This window comes from Microbacterium sp. 13-71-7 (genome assembly GCF_002257455.1).
Classification (GTDB): Bacteria; Actinomycetota; Actinomycetes; order Actinomycetales; family Microbacteriaceae; genus Microbacterium.
The window spans coordinates 1-17,514 of record NZ_NCKN01000014.1 but is presented as its reverse complement, the minus strand read 5'-3'; the positions used below and the strand labels follow the sequence as shown (position 1 = coordinate 17,514).

Below are 17,514 nucleotides of genomic sequence, written 5' to 3'. Positions count from 1 at the left end.
CAGATGAGAAGACAGCGCTGGTACACGCCGTACCTGCTGGTGCTGCCCGGTGTGGTCTGGGTGCTCGTGTTCGCCCTGTGGCCGTTCCTGAACACGGTGGTGCTCGCCTTCACGGACGCCCGCCCCCTCCGTCCCGTCACCTTCGTGGGGCTGGACAACTTCACCCGCCTCGCGAGCGATGAGCGGTTCGGCTACGCGCTCACCACGTCCCTCGTGTACGTGGTGGTGTGCGTGCCGCTGCTCACCTTCCTCCCGCTCCTGCTGGCGCTGCTGGTGCGCGCGAAGATCCCCGCGATCGGGTTCTTCCGCACGACCTTCTACTTCCCGGTGATCGCCTCGGCCGTTGTCGTCGCGATCGTGTGGGAGTTCCTGTTCTCCAGCACCGGCACGATCAACTCGGCGCTGAGGTTCTTCGGCCTCGCGGACCGGCCGATCGAGTTCCTGTCCGATCGCTGGCTGCTCATCTTCTGCGCGATCGGCCTCACCGTGTGGAAGGGCCTCGGCTACTACATGGTCGTCTACCTCGCCGCCCTGGGGAACGTCGGGCGCGAGCTGCACGAGGCGGCCGCGATGGACGGCGCCGGCGCCTGGCGCCGGTTCTGGTCGGTGACCGTGCCCGGCGTGCGCGGCCCGATGATGCTCGTCTCGGTGCTCATCTGCGTGGCCGCGGTGCGCGTCTTCACCGAGCTGTTCATCCTCTCCTCCGGATCCGGGGGACCGGGAGGCCGGTCGATGAGCATGGTGATGCTCATCCAGTCGATGGGCAAGGGCCTGAACGGGCAGATCGGCTACGCCTCGGCGATCTCGATCGTGCTGTTCCTGCTGACCCTCATCCCGCTGACCGTCGTCGGCATCGCCAACAACGGCGAGATGATCCGCGACGCCCTGGCGGGCCGTCGCACGCGCCGCGACCTGCGCGCGCAGCAGCGCGCCGAGCGCCGCGAAGCCAAGGACCGTGCGGAGGTGACGGCATGACCTCCTTCCAGACCCGCGGCAGCGCCGGCGCGATCGAGGAGCAGGAGACGGCCCTTCGACGGGCCCAGGGAACGGCGGCGGACGGCCGACCGCCGCGGAGGCGCGAGAAGGCGTACCGCACGCGCGGATCCGCCGACATCATGAAGCCCTCGCTGGCCGGCCTGATCGGCAAGTACGTGCTGCTCGTCGTGGTCCTCGGGATCATGGTGTTCCCGTTCCTGTGGCAGCTGTCCACGTCGTTCAAGGGGTCCGGCGAGAACATCTACGGCTTCCCGCCGAACCTCATCCCGAGCGCTCCCACGCTCGACCACTACGCGGAGGTCTTCCGCACCATCCCGGTGCTCGACTACGCCCGCAACTCGCTCCTGGTCGGTGTCGGCACCGTGATCACGAACGTGATCTTCGCGACCCTGGGCGGCTACGCGCTGGGGTGCCTGAAGTTCCGCGGCAAGGGGATCGTCATGGCGATCTTCTTCTCCACGCTGCTCCTGCCCGGCGAGGTCACGCTGACGAGCCAGTACCTGACGGTCAAGTCGCTGGGGCTGGCGAACACCCTGTGGGGCGTGTTCCTGCCGGGCGCGATCGCCGCGATCAACGTGCTGCTCATGGCCGCCGCGTGCCGGATGATCCCGGCGGACACCCTGGACGCCGCGACGATCGACGGCGCCAACACGATGCAGCGCCTGCGCCACATCGTCTGGCCGAACATCCGCGGCATGGTCTCGGTGGTCGCGCTGTTCGCGTTCATCGGCGCCTGGGACGAGTTCCTCTGGCCGCTCGTCGTGCTCTCGGATCCGGCGAACTACACGCTCACGGTCGGCATGAACTACCTGAACTCGAACTTCGGATCCAACCCGCGCGTGATCGCGGCCGGCACGATGATCGCGCTCGTGCCGATCATCGTCCTCTTCGCCGTCCTGCAGAAGCAGTTCTTCAAGGGCGTCGAGGAGGGGAGCGTCAAGGGATGACGGAGCCGGCCCGCTGGACGGCGATCCCGCAGCCCACGGCGTTCGAGCCGGCGGGCGGGATGTGGAGGCCGGAGCGGGCGCGGGTGATCGCGGCGAGCCGCGGGCTGCGCCGGGAGGCCGAACGGCTCGAGCCGGAGCTGCGGGCGTGCGGGATCGCGGGGGCCGCCGACGTCTCGGATCCGGTGATCCGGCTGCGGCTGAGCCCGCTCGCGACGCGGGACCGCACCGACGAGTCGTTCACGATCGACGTGGCGGAGGACATCGTGGTGACCGCGGCCTCCGCGGCGGGCGTGTTCCGCGCCACCCGGCAGCTGCTGCACAACCTCCGTGCGCAGGGGGCCGTCCCGCGAGGCGCGGTGCAGTCCGCGCCGGCGGTCGCCGAGCGCGGCCTGCACCTCGACGCGGGCCGCAAGCACTACCCGGCGGAGTGGATCCGCGCGCAGCTGCACGCCGCCGCGGACGTCGGCGTCAACGTCTTCCAGTGGCACTTCTCGGAGAACCCGGGATTCCGGCTCGAGTCGGAGGCGTTCCCCGAGATCGTCTCAGACGACCGGATCGGCCGCACCGAGGCCGCGGACGTCGTCGCCACCGCGCGCGACCTGCACATCGAGCTGATCCCGTCGCTGGACATGCCGGGCCACCTGCAGCACGTGCTGACGGCGCACCCCGAGCTGCGGCTGCCGGAGGCGCCGGGGCTCGAGACGGATCACGCCCTCGACATCACCCGCGAGGATCCGGTCCGCTTCGCGCTCGTCCTGATCGACGACATGATCCCGGTGTTCCCGCACAGCACCCGCTGGAACCTCGGCGGCGACGAGTTCGTGGACTTCGACCGCATCGCCGAGTTCCCCGCGCTCGCGACCGCCGCGGCGGAGCGCTACGGCGCGCAGGGCACGGGGTTCGACCTGCTCACCGCGTTCGTGAACCGGGTCGCCGCACACCTGCGGGAGCGCGGTTTCGAGGCGCGCGCGTGGAACGACGGCCTGCTGCGCAGCACGAGGGAGCACCTGGATCCCGACGTCGTGCTGACCTGGTGGACGAACTGGAACGCCGGGATGCGCCCGGTCTCCGACGCCGTCGCCGCCGGGCACCGCCTGGTCAACGTCAACGACGCGATGTTCTACTACGTGCTCGGCGAGAACGCGGGCTACCGCTACCCGACCGCGGCGCGCATCTGGGAGGCCGACTGGCATCCGGGGCTCTTCCCCGCCCTGTGGGGGCCCGAGGGGCAGAGCACCGTGCGGCAGGAGCTGGTGCGCCCCTACCCCGCGCTGCTGCTCGGGGCGTCGTTCGCGGTGTGGTCGGACCGGCCGGACGCGCAGACGCCGGCCGAGGTCGCGCAGGGCATCCGCGGACCGCTGCGCGCGATGGCGGAGCGGTCCTGGAACGCCGGGTCCGCCCTGTCGCTGGAGGACTTCGCGGCGCTCGACGTCGCGATCGGGGAAGCCACCCCACTCGAAGAAGAGAGAAGGCACGTATGAAACGCACGACAGCAGCCGTCGGTCTCGGCGCGCTCATCGCCGGAGTCGCGCTCCTCGGAGCGCCGCCCGCCCTCGCCGAGACGGGATCCGCCTCGGCCGGGAACACGTCGCAGTGCTCCGCGGAGCCGCTCACCATGGCGTACTACCGCACCTGGCGCGACGTCACGGTGCCGCAGAGCGCGAACTCGAACCTGCCGGACCCCAATGTCACGCGCATGACGGATCTTCCCCCCGAGGTCGACGTGGCGATGGTGTTCGACGCCGGCGCGACCGCCGGCACCGACTACTGGCGCGCGCTCCGCGACGAGTACGTGCCCGCGCTGCACGCGCGCGGAACCAGGGTCGCGTACACGCTGTGGATCGACAAGCTCGCGAAGGCGGACATCCCGCTGACGGACCAGGCCTATCGCGACTACGCGCAGAAGCTCGTCGACACGTACGTGACGCCGTACGGCCTGGACGGCATCGACATCGACGTGGAGTCGTACCCGACCGGCGACAACCTGACCAGGGCGATCGGCGTCTTCAACGCGCTCGGGGACATCCTCGGGCCGACCTCCGGATCGGACAAGATCCTCATCTTCGACACCAACCAGAACGGCAGCACCCCGCTGTTCACGGCGGTCTCGTCGAAGGTGTCGTACGTGCTGCTGCAGGCGTACGGCCGCGGCACCGCGGGCATGCAGTCGACGTGGAACACCTTCGCCGACAAGATCGCCCCCTGCCAGTTCCTGCCCGGGTTCTCCTTCCCCGAGGAGCAGGACCGCACGCACTGGGGCGACGCCGAGGGGATCTACGACCCCGCGACGGCGCCGGGATCCACGGCCTACAAGTACGCGACCTGGCAGCCGCAGGGCGGCACCAAGGGCGGGTTCTTCGCTTACGCCGTCGACCGCGACGGCAAGGTCTGGGGTGATGACAGCATCACGCCCACGTCCTTCACCTGGATGAAGAACCTCTCCGCGGTGCAGGACGACGCGGCGGGCGTCGCGCCGAAGGCGGCCACAGCCGCGCTCGCCGCGGACCGGATCACGATCCGCGGCGTCGGAGCCCCGGGCGCCACGGTGAGCGTGACCGTCACCGGACCGGGCAGGATCCCGACGGCGGCGTCCACGACCGCGGCCGTGGACGGCAGCTGGACGCTCGTGCTCGACCGCAAGCTGACCGAGCCGCAGAAGGCCACGATCACGCAGAAGCTGCCGCACACGGGCCCGTCCGCCCCGACCGAGGTGCGCTTCGTCGGCGACTGAGCCCCGCGCGCCGCAGAACGGCGCGGGATCCGGCCCGAGGGGAGGGAGGCCGGGTCCCGCGCTCTGTGCGCGGCGGGTGGATCGCCGCGACGAGCCGGATATCCTCACACCCTGTGACCACCATCTCCGCGCAGACCGCCGCTCTGCATCCCACGCCCGCGCAGCTGCGGTGGCAGCGGGACGGCGTCGGCGTCTTCCTGCACTTCGGGCTCAACACGTTCTTCGGCGTGGAGTGGAGCGACGGCAGCCTTCCCGCGTCCGGGTTCGACCCTGCGCGGCTCGACGCGCGCCAGTGGGTGGCCGCCGCGCGGACGGCGGGAGCGGCCTCCGTGGTGCTCACCGCGAAGCACCATGACGGGTTCTGCCTGTGGCCGACCGCGACGACGGACTACTCGGTCGCGGCGAGCCCGTGGCGAGGAGGCCGCGGCGACGTCGTCCGCGAGCTCGCCGACGCCTGCGCTGAGGCCGGGATGGGCCTGGGACTCTACCTCTCGCCGTGGGACCGGCACGACCCGCGCTACCCGGATCCGGCGGCCTACGACGATCTCTACTGCGCGCAGCTCACCGAGCTCTGCACGCAGTACGGTGACCTCGTCGAGGTGTGGTTCGACGGCGCGGGATCCGCCGGTCGCGTCTACGACTGGGAGCGGATCACCGGCGTCGTGCGGAAGCATCAGCCGGGCGCCGTCATCTTCAACATGGGCGATCCCGACATCCGGTGGATCGGCAACGAGGACGGTCTCGCCGCCGACCCGGTGGAGTACGTCGTCGATGTCACGCCGAACGACGTGCACACCGACGCGATGCTCGGGCTCGGCAGGGCGCGGTACCTGCCGCCGGAGTGCGACGTGTCGCTGCGGCACGGCTGGTTCTGGCAGCCCGGTGACGAGCCGAAGAGCCTCGAGCACCTGCTCGGGATCCACTACCGCTCGCTCGGCCTCGGCGCGAACCTGCTGCTGAACGTCCCGCCGAACCGCGACGGGCTCATCGACGCCGCGGACCTCGCGCGGCTCACCGAGTACGCGGCGGAGCTCGCGCGGCGGTTCGGCGCTCCGTTCGACGGCGAGCTCACAGCCCTCGGCGACGGCCGGTGGCGCGTCGACTTCGGAGCGGAGGTCGCGATCGACCACCTCGAACTCGAGGAGCAGCTCGCCGAGGGGCAGCGGATCGCGGCGCACCGCGTGACGGACGGTGGGGAGGAGGTCTGCGCCGGCGGGACCGTCGGGGTGCGCCGGCTGCACGCCTTCCCGACCCGCGCGGTGCGGTCCCTCGAGATCGCCCTGGACGGACCGTCGCCCGTGCTCGCGGCCGTGCGCGGGTTCCGCACGGGCGTCGAGTCGGCGCCGGTCGTGCCGTCGACTGAGGACTACCGCGCCGGCGACGCCGACATGGTCATGATGTGAACCACCGGTCCCTGAGCGAGCGAAGCGAGACGAAGGGCGCGCGGCCCCGGTCCCTGAGCGAGCGCAGCGAGACGAAGGGCGCGCGGTCAGCTCTTTGCGGCAGCTTTCATCGCGCGCTTGTGCTCCCTGACCTTCGTGAGCGACTCGGGGGAGACGATGTCGGCGACCGAGCGGAAGGATCCGTCCTCGCCGTAGGGAGCCGAGGCCTCGCGCCAGCCGGCGCCCGTGAAGCCGTACTGCTTGCCGAGCAGCGCCAGGAAGATCTTCGCCTTCTGCTCGCCGAACCCGGGGAGGGTCTTCAGCCGGCGCAGCACCTCGGCGCCGTCCGGATCCCCCTGGGTCCACAGGTTCGCGGCGTCGCCGCCCCAGTCGTCGACGAGCTTCTGGCACAGCGTCTGCACGCGCGCAGCCATGGATCCGGGGAAGCGGTGCACCGAGGGCGACTGCTTGAACGCGGCGAGGAACTCGTCGGGATCGTAGGCGGCGATCGCGGCGGCCTCGACCGCGCCCGTGCGCTGCTCGATCTTGAGGGGGCCGGCGAAGGCGGTCTCCATCGCGACCTGCTGATCCAGCAGCATGCCCACGAGCAGGGCGAGCGGGTTGTCGCTGAGGAGGGTGTCGGCGGCGGTGTCTCCGGTGATGTGAAGGGCCATGGATCCAGTCTCGCATCCGAGCGAAACGGGTGCGCGGTGCATGCACGACGCATGTGAGATATGCTAGTCGCATGACAACGATTCAGGTTCGCAACGTCTCCGACGAGACGAGCCGCGCGCTCAAGGCGAAGGCCGCGCTCGAGGGTCGCTCGCTGAGCGACTATCTGTTGCGCGAGCTCGACCGCCTCGCGACGCGTCCGAGTCGTGCCGAGCTCCTGGAGCGGATCGCGAGTCGCGGCGTCGCCACGCTCGAACCGGCTGCGAAAGTGCTCGCCGAGCAGCGACCCGGGCGATGACACTCGTCGTCGATGCATCAGCGGTCGCCGAGATCCTGTTCGGAACCGAGGCGGGGCGAAGGGCGGCAGCGCTGATCGACGGGCACGAGCTGCTGGCGCCGCAGCACCTCACGGCTGAGGTCGCCTCCGTCATCCGAGGATGGTCCCTCAGCCGACAGATCACCGATGAGCAGGCATTGCGTGCCTTCGGCGAGTTCGACGCGCTCGGCGTCGAGCAGATGCCGATGATGTCGATGCTGCCGGCTGTCTACGCACTGCGGCACAACGTCAGCGCGTACGACGCGATGTACGTCGTGCTCGCACGCGCGGCGCAATGCTCGCTGCTGACTCTCGATGCGCGTCTCGCAGCATCCGCTCCGGATTGCGCACTGCTGCCGTAAAAAAGGCTTGACATATTCGTCTAGACGAATGCATCATGGGTCCATGAACGAGACCATCGAACGAAACGTCTCCGCCTCTCCCCAGCGCGTCTGGCAGCTCTGGACCACTCCGGAGGGCATCTCGCGCTGGTGGGCGCCGGATGGCTTCCGCACCGACGTGACCGCGCTCGACCTGCGTCCCGGCGGCGCGCTCGAATACACCATGACGGCCGTCGCCCCCGCGCAGGTCGCCTTCATGGAGCAGAACGGGATGCCGCTCGCCACCGCGTCCCGCAAGCGCTTCACCGAGATCGAAGAGCCGACGCGGCTCGGATACTCCTCGATCATCGACTTCGTGCCCGATCATGACGAGTACGAGCAGCGCACCGAGATCGAGCTGCATCCGGCCGCCGGCGGCGGCACCCGCATCGTCATGCACGTCGAGCCCCTGCACGACGACGTGTGGACGCAGCGCCTGCTGGCAGGACGGGCGAACGAGCTCGACAACCTCGCCGCGCTCGTCTCCGCCGAATGAGCGAGGGGCAGGAGAGCCAGGCCGCCGCCCCCACGGGCGACGCCGCCGGTCCCCTCGACCCCCGGCGTGCCTTCGCCGCGATGGGGGAGCCCACCAGATTCCGGATCCTGGAGGTCCTCGCCGCGAGCGCGAGCACCGTCGGGGGCGTGGCGGAGGCGATCGGCGCCCTGCAGCCGCAGACCACGAAGCACCTGCAGGCTCTCGAAGCGGCGGGGCTGGTCACGATCCACAGGCTGGGTCGGCGCCGGGTCGTCGGCCTGGACAGGTCCGCGTTCGCGTCCCTCGCGAGCTGGCTGGGCGAATGGGCGCAGCCGGACGGCGACGACGACGCGCTGCAGGCGTACGGGCAGGCGATCGCTCGAGAGGGGAAGGCGCCCGGCGCGCGTGCCTTCGCCCTCCGCGCCGAGGTCGCCGCGCCGGCCGACGCCGTGTGGCGCGCGTGGACGGATCCGGCGCTCGCCGCGCGATGGTGGGCTCCGCCGCACTTCGACGTGCGGGAGCTCTCGATCGCGCCGGACGTCGGCGCAGCCATCCGCTTCGTGCTCGGCGAGCCGGGAGGTGCGACCTACCGCTCGGAAGGGCGGGTGATCGGGGCGGATCCCGGCCGGCGTCTGGTGTTCGCGCTCGCGCCGATCGGAGAGACCGGGGTGGCGCTCTTCGACGCCGTGCACACGGTGGAGCTGCGCGCGGATGGCGACGCCACCGTGGTCGCCCTGCGGATCGAGGTGGACCACGTGACACCCGGTGCGACCGAGGCGATCGCCGGGCTCGAGCAGGGGTGGACGCAGCTGCTGCAGGGCCTCAGCGCCCTGTCGGGCGACGGCTCCCTCGCCTGAAGGCGCGGGAGCGGGAGCGGATCCGCTAGTTGATGATCTCGCCGCGCTCGTCGGCAGCGAGCGCTGCGAGGCGGTCGCGCCATTCCTGCAGCGCCTCCGGAGTCAGCCGAGTCCAGTCGTCGACCTCGTCGACCACGCGGAGCGGATCCGCGCTGCGGTAGGACCGCGTCGGGTTGCCGGGGAACTTCTTGTCGGTGACGTTCGGGTCGTCCTCGAACGCGCCCGTCGGCTCGACGAGGTAGACCCGCGGAGCGCCGTCGCCGGCCGCGAGCTCGGCGGCGAGGCCGGCCCCGTCGCGCAGCGCGGTGAAGTAGATGTGGTTCATCACGACCTCGGGCCGGTAGTTCGACCGGAATCCCGCCGTGAGGAGGTCGCCGGGCTGCAGATCCGCCTTGGTGCCGTGGAAGAAGGGACCCTCATCTGTCACGTCGCTCACCGTCCCAGGCTAATCGCGCGTGCCGCCGCCGGCACGCCCCGCGTGCGACGTCAGGCCGTGGCGGCGTCGTCCCGCCGGGCCTCGACCTCGGCGGTGAGGCCGTAGAGGGTCTCGACAGCGGCGATGAACTCGGATCCGCGTCCCTGTGCTGCGAGCTCGTGCGCGCGGCTGGTCGGGGTGTGCAGCAGCACGCCAGCGAGGTGGCGCATGGCCTGCTCCACCTGTCCGCCGTCGTCGCCGCGCTTGCGGGCGCGGTCGATCTCGGCCTCGAGCAGTCCGAAGATGTGCGCGCGCAGGGCGACGACCGCCGGGGTCACGCTCTCCCGGGCGCCGACCTCGTGGAACGTCGCCGCGGCGGCGCGCACGATCGAGCGCGCGGCATCGGTCGCCTGCAGCTCCTCGAGCGGCGCGTGCAGGCGGATGGTCTCGAGATCGAGCAGGGCGACGCCCTCGACGTCGGCGACGTCGGGCGCCACGTTGCGCGGCATGCCCAGGTCGACGATCAGCTGCGACGGCGTCGCGCCGGCGGAGAAGCCGTGGCCGGGGATCGGGCAGTCGACGGCCGCACCGTCCGGCGTCGGCAGCGCGGTCAGCGCCGGCCCGCGGCCCTCGCGCAGGATCGCGGCATCGAGCACGGGGTGCTCGGCGCTCGTGCACGTGATCACGATCGAGGCGTGCGCGGCGGCGCGGGCGTACTCCGCCTTGGGCAGCGCGCGGATGCCGTGCTTCGCGGCGAACGCGGCGCCGCGCCCCGAGGGGGAGTGCACGCTGATGTCGTGGGCGCCGCGCTCGCGCAGCGTCGCCAGGGTCACGGCGGCATAGGCGCCGGTGCCGACGAGCAGCACGCGGGCGGCGCTCCAGTCGGCGATGCGGCTGTCGGCCAGCTCGAGGGCGAGACGTACCAGCGACCGCCCTGCACGCCCGAGGGCGGTGTCGTTCTTGACCTTGCGCTGCGCCTCGCTCGCACGCTGGAACAGGCGCTCCAGCTCCGGGGAGGTGGTGCCGTGCGTGCGGGCCGAGGTGAGCGCGCGCCGCACCTGTCCGGCGATCTCGCCCTCGCCGGACACCACGGACTCGAGTCCGGACGCGACCGCGAAGAGGTGCTCAACGACCCTGGCGCCGGAATGCACGGCGGAGGAGGCGTTGAGGGTGTCGGCGGGGATGCCGCTGCGCTCCGAGACAGTGTTCAGGATCCGGGCGACGTCGCTCTCATCGGCCGTGCCGTCGACGTCGACATAGGCCTCGAAGCGGTTGCAGGTCGCGAGCACGACGGCGCCCTTGGATCCTTCGGAGAGGGATCCAGCCAGGTCATCCGGGGTGCGACTGAGTCGTTCGAGGAGGTCGAAAGGGGCGGTCTTGTGATTCGCCGTGACGCAGAGCAGCACCCTGAGAGTTTACGCCTCGTGCGCTTTGCGGATCCTGGGTGCGGTCGCAGGGCGACACGGATCCGCCCCGGGCGGATCCCCATTCGCTGCAAAGCAGAGGTCGGGGAGAATGGACCCATGCCCCTCAACGACGCCCCGCTGCTGCGCGCCCTCGCCGGAGACCGCCCCGACACCGCCCCCGTGTGGTTCATGCGCCAGGCCGGCCGCTCGCTGCCCGAGTACCGCGACCTGCGGGTCGGCACCCGGATGCTCGACGCGTGCCTCACCCCCGACCTCGCGGCGGAGATCACCCTGCAGCCCGTGCGACGGCACAAGGTCGACGCGGGCATCTTCTTCAGCGACATCGTCGTGCCCCTGCGCCTCGCGGGCGTCGAGGTCGAGATCGAGCCGGGCCGCGGACCGGTCTTCGCCTCGCCCGTGCGGACCGCGGCCGATGTCGACCGGATCACCGCGATCGACCCGGCATCCCTCGACACGACGCAGATCGCCGAGGCCGTGCGACTCGTCGTCGCCGAGCTCGGCGACACTACCCCGCTGATCGGCTTCGCGGGAGCGCCGTTCACGCTCGCGGCCTACCTCGTCGAGGGCGGGCCCTCCAAGGAGCACCTGCGGGCCAGGGCGATGATGCACACGGATCCGGACTCGTGGAACCGGCTCGCGGGCTGGCTCGCGCGGATCTCCCGCACCTTCCTCGACGCGCAGCGCGCGGCCGGGGCGAGCGCGGTGCAGCTCTTCGACTCCTGGGCGGGCTCCCTCAGCCCCGCCGACTACCGGGCCTTCGTCGCCCCGCACTCGGCGGCCGCCGTCGACGGGATCGACGCCCCGGTCATCCACTTCGGCGTCGGCACGGGTCCGTTCCTCGCCGACATGCGTCTGGACGGGCGCGCCGACGCGGTCGGTGTCGACTGGCGCCTGCCGCTCGACGAGGCCGTCGCGGTGCTCGGCGACGACGTGACCGTGCAGGGCAACATCGACCCCGCGCTGCTCACCGCTCCCTGGCCCGTGCTCGAGGCGCACGTCCGCGACGTGCTGCGCCGGGGCACTGCCGCCCGCGCCCACATCCTGAACCTCGGCCACGGCGTGCCGCCCGAGACCGACCCCTCGGCGCTCACCCGCATCGTCGAGCTCGTGCACGAGGTCGGCGCGGAGTCGGTCGCCTCCGGAGCGACGAGATGAGCACTCCGGATCCGGGGCGCGTTCCCGACCCGGGCCGCGCCGCCGACCCGGCGCACACCCCTGAGCTCGCCGCGAAGGCGGCGCACCTGCGCGTGGCCGTGATCGGCGGCGGCGTCGCGGGACTCGTCGCGGCGGAGTCGATCGCCGCGATCGGCGCGCACGCGACCGTGTTCGAGGCGCAGGAGCGAGCCGGCGGCGCCGTGCGGTCGGGCGAGGCGGACGGACTCGTCTTCGACGCCGGAGCCGAGAGCTTCGCCGTGCGCGGCGGGCACGTGCGGGCGTTGCTCTCCGACCTCGGCCTCGACCACAGGGTCGTCTCGCCCGAGCCGGGAGGAGCCTGGGTCGCGGGCATCCCCGGCGGCGCCGCCCCGCTGCCCCAGGGCGGCCTGCTCGGCATCCCGGCGAACCCCTTCGCCGAGGACGTGCGCCGCGTGATCGGCTGGAACGGCACCTGGCGCGCCTGGCTGGACCGCCTGCTGCCGCCCCTCACGATCGGCCACGACCACAGCCTGGGCCGTCTGGTGCGCCGGCGCATGGGCGCCCGCGTGCTCGATCGCCTCGTGGCCCCCGTCAGCACGGGCGTGTACTCCGCGCACCCCGACGACATCGACGTCGACGTGGCGGCGCCGACCCTGAACGCGGCCCTCACCCGCGCCGGCTCGCTCTCCGGCGCGGTCGCCGAGATCACCGGCGGCTCCGGGCGTGCTCCCGGCGCCGCGGTGCAGGGGCTCGAGGGCGGCATGGCGGGCATGATCGACGCGCTGATCGCCCGCATCGAGCTGCTCGGATCCGAGGTGCGCACCGGTGCTCCGGTCGAGGAGCTCTCGCGCGACGCCGACGGCTGGACCGTCCGAATCGCGGATCCCGAGCCGCAGGCGGCTGCTGCGCCGGGGACGGAGCCCGAGACGATCGAGCGCGGCGCCGAGGACGCGGCCGACGCCCCGGTCCGCTTCGACGCCGTGATCGTCGCCGCCGACGAGGCGACCGCGCGGCGGCTGCTCGCCCCCCACGTGCCGGAGCTCGCCGCGGTCGCCGCGGGATCCTCCCCGCGCATCGAGATCGTCACCCTCGTCCTGGATGCCCCGGAGCTGGACGCCGCCCCGCGCGGATCCGGCGTGCTCACGGTTCCTGGATCCCACATCGCGAAGGCCCTCACGCACAGCAGTGCGAAGTGGGCCTGGCTGCGCGAGAGGGCGGGATCCCGGCAGGTCGTGCGGGTGTCCTTCGGCTCGGCCGGGGAGGCCCCGGCGACCGGTGCCCTCGACGACGAGGCGGCGGGCAGGCTCGCGCTGGCCGAGGCGTCGGCGCTCCTCGGCGTCGCTCTTCGCCCCGCGCAGCTGCGCGGCAGCCACAGGGCGCGGTTCGTGCAGGCGCAGCCCTCCGCGGTGCTCGGCGCGGCCGAGCGGCGCACCGCGGCGGCGGCGGCGATCGCGGCCGTGCCTGGTGTCGCCGCGACCGGGGCGTGGCTGAGCGGCACGGGTCTCGCGCAGGTCGTCCCGCACGCGAAGGCCGAGGCGGAGCGGATCCGACACGCTCTCCTCTGGGACTGACGGCGCCGGGATCGCCGTCGTCGTGCCGCCTTCCGCACGATAGATGCCGAAATCGGCATACAGGGTTACGCTGGAGGTCCGCAGAGACCGCAATCGTGAGGAGACCCCATGAAGGGGAAGATCGGACTCGTCGTCGGACTCGGCGTCGGATACGTGCTCGGCACCCGCGCAGGACGCGAGCGCTACGAACAGATCAAGAAGCAGTGGCTCAAGGTCTGGCACCTCGACCCGGTGCAGGCGCAGGTGCACAAGGTGCAGGACTTCGCGAAGACCCAGGCGGCCGCCGTGCCGCAGGCGCTGTGGACCGGTGCCGTGAAGATCGTCAAGGCCGCCACCTCCGACGGCACGCCGGGCGAGCGCGTGGACTCCACCATCGCGAGCGGCAAGACGGTCGCGGCCGAGGTCAAGCAGGCCGCGGAGGAGACCGTCGCCGCCGCTGAGGCGACCGTCGCGGCCGCCGAGGGCAAGACGAAGCCCCGCGCGGCGTCGGGCGCGAAGAGCGCGCCGAAGAAGCCGACCGCAGGCGCCTGACATGGCCGGCAATTTCCGGGATCGCGCCGACGACAGCCTGCTGACGCTGCTCGGCGACCTCCCCGACCTGGTCAGCAACCTCGTCAAGGCCGAGATCGACGCGGCCAAGACGTGGATCTCGCGGACCGCGAAGGACGCCGGCATCGGCAGCGTCTGGTTCCTGGTCGCGCTGTTCTTCCTGTTCTGGACCGTGCCGGTCGTGCTCGTGTTCGCGATCGCCGGGCTCTCGTCGTGGTTCCCGGTGTGGCTCTCCGCGATCATCACGTTCGGGATCCTGCTGCTCGCGGTGCTCGTGTTCGCGCTGCTCGGGATCCTGAAGTTCCGCAAGGTCCTGCGCCGGGAGAACCCCGCGCAGGCCGTGGCCACCGACATCCGCATCGTGAAGGAGACCGGCGATGGCCGTTGACCCGGTGAACATCCCGCGCACGGCCGTGCCGAACGGGATCGTGGATCCCGTCGCCTCGGCGCGTGCCGAGCTGAAGGCGGCGCTGCTCGCGATCGAGGAGAAGGGCAACGTGCCCCGCCGCCTCGAGAAGGCGACCGTCGAGGGCAAGGTCAAGCTGCGCGCGTTCGCGCGCCGCAACCCGGTCGGCGCCGTGGCGGCGGCCGTCGGTGTCGCCGCGGTCGTCGGCGGCATCGTCTGGGCCGTCGCCCGCAGCATCTCGCGCTGACCCCGCGCCCCGCGCCGCGCTGACCCCGCGCCGCGCGCTGCCCCCGGTCCCGCCCTCCTTTCTGACCGCGAGACTCCAACTGGGCGACGAGACTGCATGTCAGGTGCGCAGTCTCGTCGCCCAGTTGGAGTCTCGCGGTCGGCACCTCATAGCCGGAGGGGGCAGACTGGATCCATGGCTGAAGCTGCAGAAACGCCCGTGCTCGCCGCCGACTCCGACGTCTCGCCCCAGGGGTTCACCCTCTGGGCCGTGTGGCGCCGCGACCCCTCCGCTCCCGTGGTCGAGTCCGACGCGACCGAGCTGGAGGACATCGTCCGGCTCATCGAGGACGGGGGGATCTCCGTCCGCGGCTTCTACGACGTCTCCGGGCTCAAGGCCGACGCCGATCTCATGGTGTGGCTGCACGGCCCCAGCCCGGAGGAGCTGCAGAAGGCCCTGCGGCGCCTGCGCCGCACCGAGCTCCTTCGCACGCTGCTGCCGACCTGGAACGTGATGGGCGTGCACCGCGACGCGGAGTTCAACCGCGCGCACGTGCCCGGCTTCCTGCGCGGCGTCGAGGCGAAGGACTGGCTCTGCCTGTACCCGTTCGTGCGCACCCCGGAGTGGTACCTGATCGAGGAGGACGAGCGCCGCCGCATGCTCGCCGAGCACGGCCGCAAGGGCGCCGCCTTCCGCGGGGTCATCGCCAACACGGTCGCGGCCTTCGCGCTGGGCGACTACGAATGGCTGCTGCCGCTCGAGGCGGACGACCCGACAGAGCTCGTGGACCTCATGCGCGACCTGCGCTACACCGACGCGCGCCGCTACGTGAAGGAGGAGGTGCCCTTCTACACCGGGCGCCGCCTGCGCCTCGAGGAGATCCCCGAGGTCCTGCAGTGACCTCTGCCGGCGACGTCATCCGCCTCGGCACCCGCCGCAGCGCTCTGGCCCAGGCCCAGTCCGGCCACGTGGCGAAGGCGCTCGAGGCGGTCTCGGGCCGCCGGGTCGAGCTCGTCCCGATCACGAGCGAGGGCGACACCAACCGCGCCTCGCTCAGCGAGATCGGCGGGCAGGGCGTGTTCGCCACCGCGTTGCGCGATGCGCTGCGGCGGGGCGAGTGCGACATCCTGGTGCACTCCCTCAAGGATCTGCCCACCCAGGTGCCGGAAGACCTCGTCATCGCCGCGATCCCGGCGCGCGCCGACGCCCGCGACGTGGCGGTCACCCGCGACGGCACGCCCCTGCACGAGCTCAAGGGCGGGTCCTCGATCGGCACCGGATCCCCGCGCCGCATCGCTCAGGTGCACGTCCGCAACCCGCGCCTGCACACGGCGGATCTACGCGGCAACGTCGACTCACGGCTGCGGCGCGTCGCCTCGGGCGAGCTCGACGCCGTGATCCTCGCCGCCGCCGGGCTCAGCAGGCTCGACGGCGATCCGCTCGGGGGGCTGAAGGCGGAGCCGCTCGGGCTCGCCGAGTGGCCGACCGCACCAGGACAAGGCGCGCTCGCCGTGGAGACGACCGCCGACGCTCCAGCGGAGCTGCTCACGGCGCTCGCGGCCCTCGACGACGAGGCCACCCGCATCGCCGTCACGGCCGAGCGTGCGGTGCTGGAGGGGCTGGACTCCGGCTGTCAGGCGCCGATGGCCGCGCACGCGGAGATCGTCGACGGCGACCTGCGCGTGCGGGCCGTGGTCTACGCCCCGCAGGACGGCTGGCGGATCGGGATCGACGTCACGGAGCCGCTGCATCCAGACTCCGTGAAGGCGGGGGCACCGGCCGAGGAGTATATTCATCCCAACGGCAGTGGCAACGGTGCGGACTCTGCCGATGGTGCAGACCCGATCAGCGCATCCCGCGCGATCGGGTTGTCTGTTGCCCGTCGGCTGCTCGAACGTGGGGCGGCTGACCTCCTTCCGCGCCCCTGAACCCGATGATGATGACTGAATCGAAGCAAGAGGCCAAGCCGTTGACCGGTTGGCGCGTGCTCGTGCCGCGCGGAGGACCGTGGGGCGACGGCGTCGCCGCCAGCCTGCGCGCGCAGGGAGCGGTGCCCGTCGTGGCCCCCCTGATCAACTTCGCGCCCACCAACGACCAGGCGGCTCTCGACGAGGCTCTCGCAAAGCTCTCGGCCGGCGAGTTCGACTGGCTCACCATCACGAGCGCGACCACGGTCGACGTGCTCTTCGCGCATCGTGCCGAGATCCCCGCCTCCACGAAGATCGCCGCCGTGGGGGAGACCACGGCCGCGGCGCTCGCGGCGGTCGGCTATCACGTCGACCTCGTCCCGGAGGACGACAACTCCGCCGAGGGCATGGCGGGGCAGATCATCGCGCTGGAGCCGGAGCCGAAGCGGATCCTGACGCTGCGCAGCGAGATCGCCAAGCCGCTGCTGACCAAGTCGCTGATCAAGGCGGGCCACGACGTGTCCAGCGTCGTCGCCTACCGCACGGTCGGCGTCCCCGTGACCGAGCGGATCATGCGCGACGTGCAGAACGGCCGGATCAACGCGATCCTCGTCACGAGTGGATCCGTCGCGGAGCAGGTGCGCGAGCAGTTCCCGGACATCCCCGATTCCACGTTGCTCGCCGCGATCGGCCCCCGTACCGCGAAGGACGCCAAGAAGGCGGGCCTTCCGATCACGGTGGTCGCCGACAAGCAGACCGTCGATGCGCTCATCGACGCGGTCTCGCAGTTCACGCTTCCGCACGCGGCAGACGAGTTCGCCCCGTGATCGGCGGACTCGGCGCGTCGGCCGGCTTCCCCGACGTCCGCCCGCGCCGGCTGCGGCAGTCCGCGGCGGTGCGCTCGCTGGCACGCGAGACGGACCTGCTGCCGCGCCATCTGGTGCTGCCGGCGTTCGTCCGCGAGGGTCTGACGGATCCGGCGCCGATCGGATCCATGCCCGGCGTCATGCAGCACTCGCTCGACTCGCTCCGTCGTGCCGCCGTCGAGGCGGCGGAGGCGGGCGTGACCGGTGTCATGCTCTTCGGCGTGCCCGCCGCGCGGGACGCCGTCGGATCCGGCGCC

The 17,514-nt window shown here is 71.9% G+C and carries 20 protein-coding genes and 1 pseudogene; 18 read left to right on the top strand and 3 right to left on the bottom strand.

What is annotated here, in order from left to right; genetic code table 11:
* Positions 1–3 precede the first annotated feature (3 nt).
* The 5 genes from B7X32_RS02575 to B7X32_RS02555 all read left to right on the top strand — a co-directional run bounded on the left by B7X32_RS02575 (position 4) and on the right by B7X32_RS02555 (position 6,077).
* Positions 4–975, top strand: coding sequence for a sugar ABC transporter permease (locus tag B7X32_RS02575; RefSeq protein ID WP_292715593.1), 972 nt, complete (start codon positions 4–6; stop codon positions 973–975).
* On the top strand, positions 972–1,943 hold the full coding sequence (locus B7X32_RS02570; protein WP_292715590.1) for a carbohydrate ABC transporter permease: 972 nt from the start codon (positions 972–974) through the stop codon (positions 1,941–1,943). Before B7X32_RS02575 ends, B7X32_RS02570 begins: the two co-directional genes overlap by 4 nt.
* Positions 1,940–3,424 carry a family 20 glycosylhydrolase gene (locus B7X32_RS02565; RefSeq protein ID WP_292715587.1) on the top strand — a complete coding sequence of 495 codons (1,485 nt, stop codon included), beginning with the start codon at positions 1,940–1,942 and terminating at the stop codon, positions 3,422–3,424. The genes B7X32_RS02570 and B7X32_RS02565 overlap by 4 nt, the downstream gene beginning before the upstream one ends.
* Entirely contained in the window at positions 3,421–4,674 is a 1,254-nt protein-coding gene (locus tag B7X32_RS02560; protein WP_292715585.1) for a hypothetical protein, read from the top strand. Before B7X32_RS02565 ends, B7X32_RS02560 begins: the two co-directional genes overlap by 4 nt.
* 113 nt (positions 4,675–4,787) lie before the next feature.
* On the top strand, positions 4,788–6,077 hold the full coding sequence (locus B7X32_RS02555; RefSeq protein WP_292715582.1) for an alpha-L-fucosidase: 1,290 nt from the start codon (positions 4,788–4,790) through the stop codon (positions 6,075–6,077).
* An 86-nt stretch (positions 6,078–6,163) separates the two neighbouring features.
* Here B7X32_RS02555 and B7X32_RS02550 read toward each other — a convergent pair whose 3' ends face one another.
* Complete coding sequence (locus B7X32_RS02550; RefSeq protein WP_292715579.1) at positions 6,164–6,730, bottom strand: HhH-GPD-type base excision DNA repair protein; 567 nt, start codon at positions 6,728–6,730, stop codon at positions 6,164–6,166.
* Between the two features lie 71 nt (positions 6,731–6,801).
* Between B7X32_RS02550 and B7X32_RS02545 the strand changes: the two genes are divergently transcribed.
* The 4 genes from B7X32_RS02545 to B7X32_RS02530 are packed head-to-tail and all read left to right on the top strand — an operon-like array spanning position 6,802 to position 8,756.
* Positions 6,802–7,026, top strand: coding sequence for an antitoxin (locus tag B7X32_RS02545; protein WP_292715576.1), 225 nt, complete (start codon positions 6,802–6,804; stop codon positions 7,024–7,026).
* Entirely contained in the window at positions 7,023–7,406 is a 384-nt protein-coding gene (locus B7X32_RS02540; RefSeq protein WP_292715573.1) for a type II toxin-antitoxin system VapC family toxin, read from the top strand. Before B7X32_RS02545 ends, B7X32_RS02540 begins: the two co-directional genes overlap by 4 nt.
* Before the next feature lie 43 nt (positions 7,407–7,449).
* Positions 7,450–7,920, top strand: a complete 471-nt coding sequence (locus B7X32_RS02535; protein ID WP_292715570.1) for an SRPBCC domain-containing protein — start codon at positions 7,450–7,452, stop codon at positions 7,918–7,920.
* Positions 7,917–8,756 (top strand): SRPBCC domain-containing protein, encoded by an 840-nt coding sequence (locus tag B7X32_RS02530; RefSeq protein WP_292715567.1) that lies wholly within the window; start codon positions 7,917–7,919, stop codon positions 8,754–8,756. The genes B7X32_RS02535 and B7X32_RS02530 overlap by 4 nt, the downstream gene beginning before the upstream one ends.
* A 25-nt stretch (positions 8,757–8,781) precedes the next feature.
* On the opposite strand, the gene arr is transcribed toward B7X32_RS02530, so the two are convergent.
* Both arr and B7X32_RS02520 read right to left on the bottom strand, forming a co-directional pair.
* Positions 8,782–9,192, bottom strand: coding sequence for an NAD(+)--rifampin ADP-ribosyltransferase (arr, locus tag B7X32_RS02525; protein ID WP_292715564.1), 411 nt, complete (start codon positions 9,190–9,192; stop codon positions 8,782–8,784).
* A gap of 50 nt (positions 9,193–9,242) precedes the next feature.
* Positions 9,243–10,577, bottom strand: a complete 1,335-nt coding sequence (locus B7X32_RS02520; protein WP_292715561.1) for a glutamyl-tRNA reductase — start codon at positions 10,575–10,577, stop codon at positions 9,243–9,245.
* 117 nt (positions 10,578–10,694) lie between these two features.
* Here B7X32_RS02520 and hemE point away from each other — a divergent pair, with 117 nt between their 5' ends.
* From hemE to B7X32_RS02475, 9 genes and pseudogenes are all read left to right on the top strand, one after another.
* On the top strand, positions 10,695–11,753 hold the full coding sequence (gene hemE / locus B7X32_RS02515; RefSeq protein WP_292715558.1) for a uroporphyrinogen decarboxylase: 1,059 nt from the start codon (positions 10,695–10,697) through the stop codon (positions 11,751–11,753).
* The gene (locus tag B7X32_RS02510; protein WP_292715555.1) at positions 11,750–13,303 is read left to right on the top strand and encodes an FAD-dependent oxidoreductase; all 1,554 of its coding nucleotides are present in this window, start codon (positions 11,750–11,752) and stop codon (positions 13,301–13,303) included. Before hemE ends, B7X32_RS02510 begins: the two co-directional genes overlap by 4 nt.
* Positions 13,304–13,411: 108 nt before the next feature.
* Positions 13,412–13,834 carry a hypothetical protein gene (locus tag B7X32_RS02505; protein ID WP_292715552.1) on the top strand — a complete coding sequence of 141 codons (423 nt, stop codon included), beginning with the start codon at positions 13,412–13,414 and terminating at the stop codon, positions 13,832–13,834.
* A 1-nt stretch (position 13,835) separates the two neighbouring features.
* Complete coding sequence (locus B7X32_RS02500; protein ID WP_292715549.1) at positions 13,836–14,240, top strand: phage holin family protein; 405 nt, start codon at positions 13,836–13,838, stop codon at positions 14,238–14,240.
* Positions 14,230–14,505, top strand: a complete 276-nt coding sequence (locus B7X32_RS02495; RefSeq protein ID WP_292715547.1) for a hypothetical protein — start codon at positions 14,230–14,232, stop codon at positions 14,503–14,505. Before B7X32_RS02500 ends, B7X32_RS02495 begins: the two co-directional genes overlap by 11 nt.
* Positions 14,506–14,679: 174 nt before the next feature.
* Positions 14,680–15,384 (top strand): hydrogen peroxide-dependent heme synthase, encoded by a 705-nt coding sequence (hemQ, locus tag B7X32_RS02490; RefSeq protein WP_292715544.1) that lies wholly within the window; start codon positions 14,680–14,682, stop codon positions 15,382–15,384.
* Positions 15,381–16,412 (top strand): hydroxymethylbilane synthase, encoded by a 1,032-nt coding sequence (hemC, locus tag B7X32_RS02485; RefSeq protein ID WP_292715542.1) that lies wholly within the window; start codon positions 15,381–15,383, stop codon positions 16,410–16,412. Before hemQ ends, hemC begins: the two co-directional genes overlap by 4 nt.
* Before the next feature lie 5 nt (positions 16,413–16,417).
* A complete protein-coding gene (locus tag B7X32_RS02480) occupies positions 16,418–17,218 on the top strand; it encodes a uroporphyrinogen-III synthase (protein ID WP_292715539.1) in 801 nt (266 codons plus the stop codon).
* Positions 17,215–17,514: pseudogene (locus tag B7X32_RS02475) on the top strand (porphobilinogen synthase); the annotation flags it as partial. The gene B7X32_RS02480 and the pseudogene B7X32_RS02475, both read left to right, overlap by 4 nt.

Coding starts and splice junctions, on each gene's coding strand:
- B7X32_RS02575 (WP_292715593.1), top strand. CDS start 4: ATGAGAAGACAGCGCTGGTACACGCCGTACCTGCTGGTGCTGCCCGGT.
- B7X32_RS02570 (WP_292715590.1), top strand. CDS start 972: ATGACCTCCTTCCAGACCCGCGGCAGCGCCGGCGCGATCGAGGAGCAG.
- B7X32_RS02565 (WP_292715587.1), top strand. CDS start 1,940: ATGACGGAGCCGGCCCGCTGGACGGCGATCCCGCAGCCCACGGCGTTC.
- B7X32_RS02560 (WP_292715585.1), top strand. CDS start 3,421: ATGAAACGCACGACAGCAGCCGTCGGTCTCGGCGCGCTCATCGCCGGA.
- B7X32_RS02550 (WP_292715579.1), bottom strand. CDS start 6,730: ATGGCCCTTCACATCACCGGAGACACCGCCGCCGACACCCTCCTCAGC.
- B7X32_RS02545 (WP_292715576.1), top strand. CDS start 6,802: ATGACAACGATTCAGGTTCGCAACGTCTCCGACGAGACGAGCCGCGCG.
- B7X32_RS02540 (WP_292715573.1), top strand. CDS start 7,023: ATGACACTCGTCGTCGATGCATCAGCGGTCGCCGAGATCCTGTTCGGA.
- B7X32_RS02535 (WP_292715570.1), top strand. CDS start 7,450: ATGAACGAGACCATCGAACGAAACGTCTCCGCCTCTCCCCAGCGCGTC.
- B7X32_RS02530 (WP_292715567.1), top strand. CDS start 7,917: ATGAGCGAGGGGCAGGAGAGCCAGGCCGCCGCCCCCACGGGCGACGCC.
- hemE (WP_292715558.1), top strand. CDS start 10,695: ATGCCCCTCAACGACGCCCCGCTGCTGCGCGCCCTCGCCGGAGACCGC.
- B7X32_RS02510 (WP_292715555.1), top strand. CDS start 11,750: ATGAGCACTCCGGATCCGGGGCGCGTTCCCGACCCGGGCCGCGCCGCC.
- B7X32_RS02505 (WP_292715552.1), top strand. CDS start 13,412: ATGAAGGGGAAGATCGGACTCGTCGTCGGACTCGGCGTCGGATACGTG.
- B7X32_RS02500 (WP_292715549.1), top strand. CDS start 13,836: ATGGCCGGCAATTTCCGGGATCGCGCCGACGACAGCCTGCTGACGCTG.
- B7X32_RS02495 (WP_292715547.1), top strand. CDS start 14,230: ATGGCCGTTGACCCGGTGAACATCCCGCGCACGGCCGTGCCGAACGGG.
- hemQ (WP_292715544.1), top strand. CDS start 14,680: ATGGCTGAAGCTGCAGAAACGCCCGTGCTCGCCGCCGACTCCGACGTC.
- B7X32_RS02480 (WP_292715539.1), top strand. CDS start 16,418: ATGATGATGACTGAATCGAAGCAAGAGGCCAAGCCGTTGACCGGTTGG.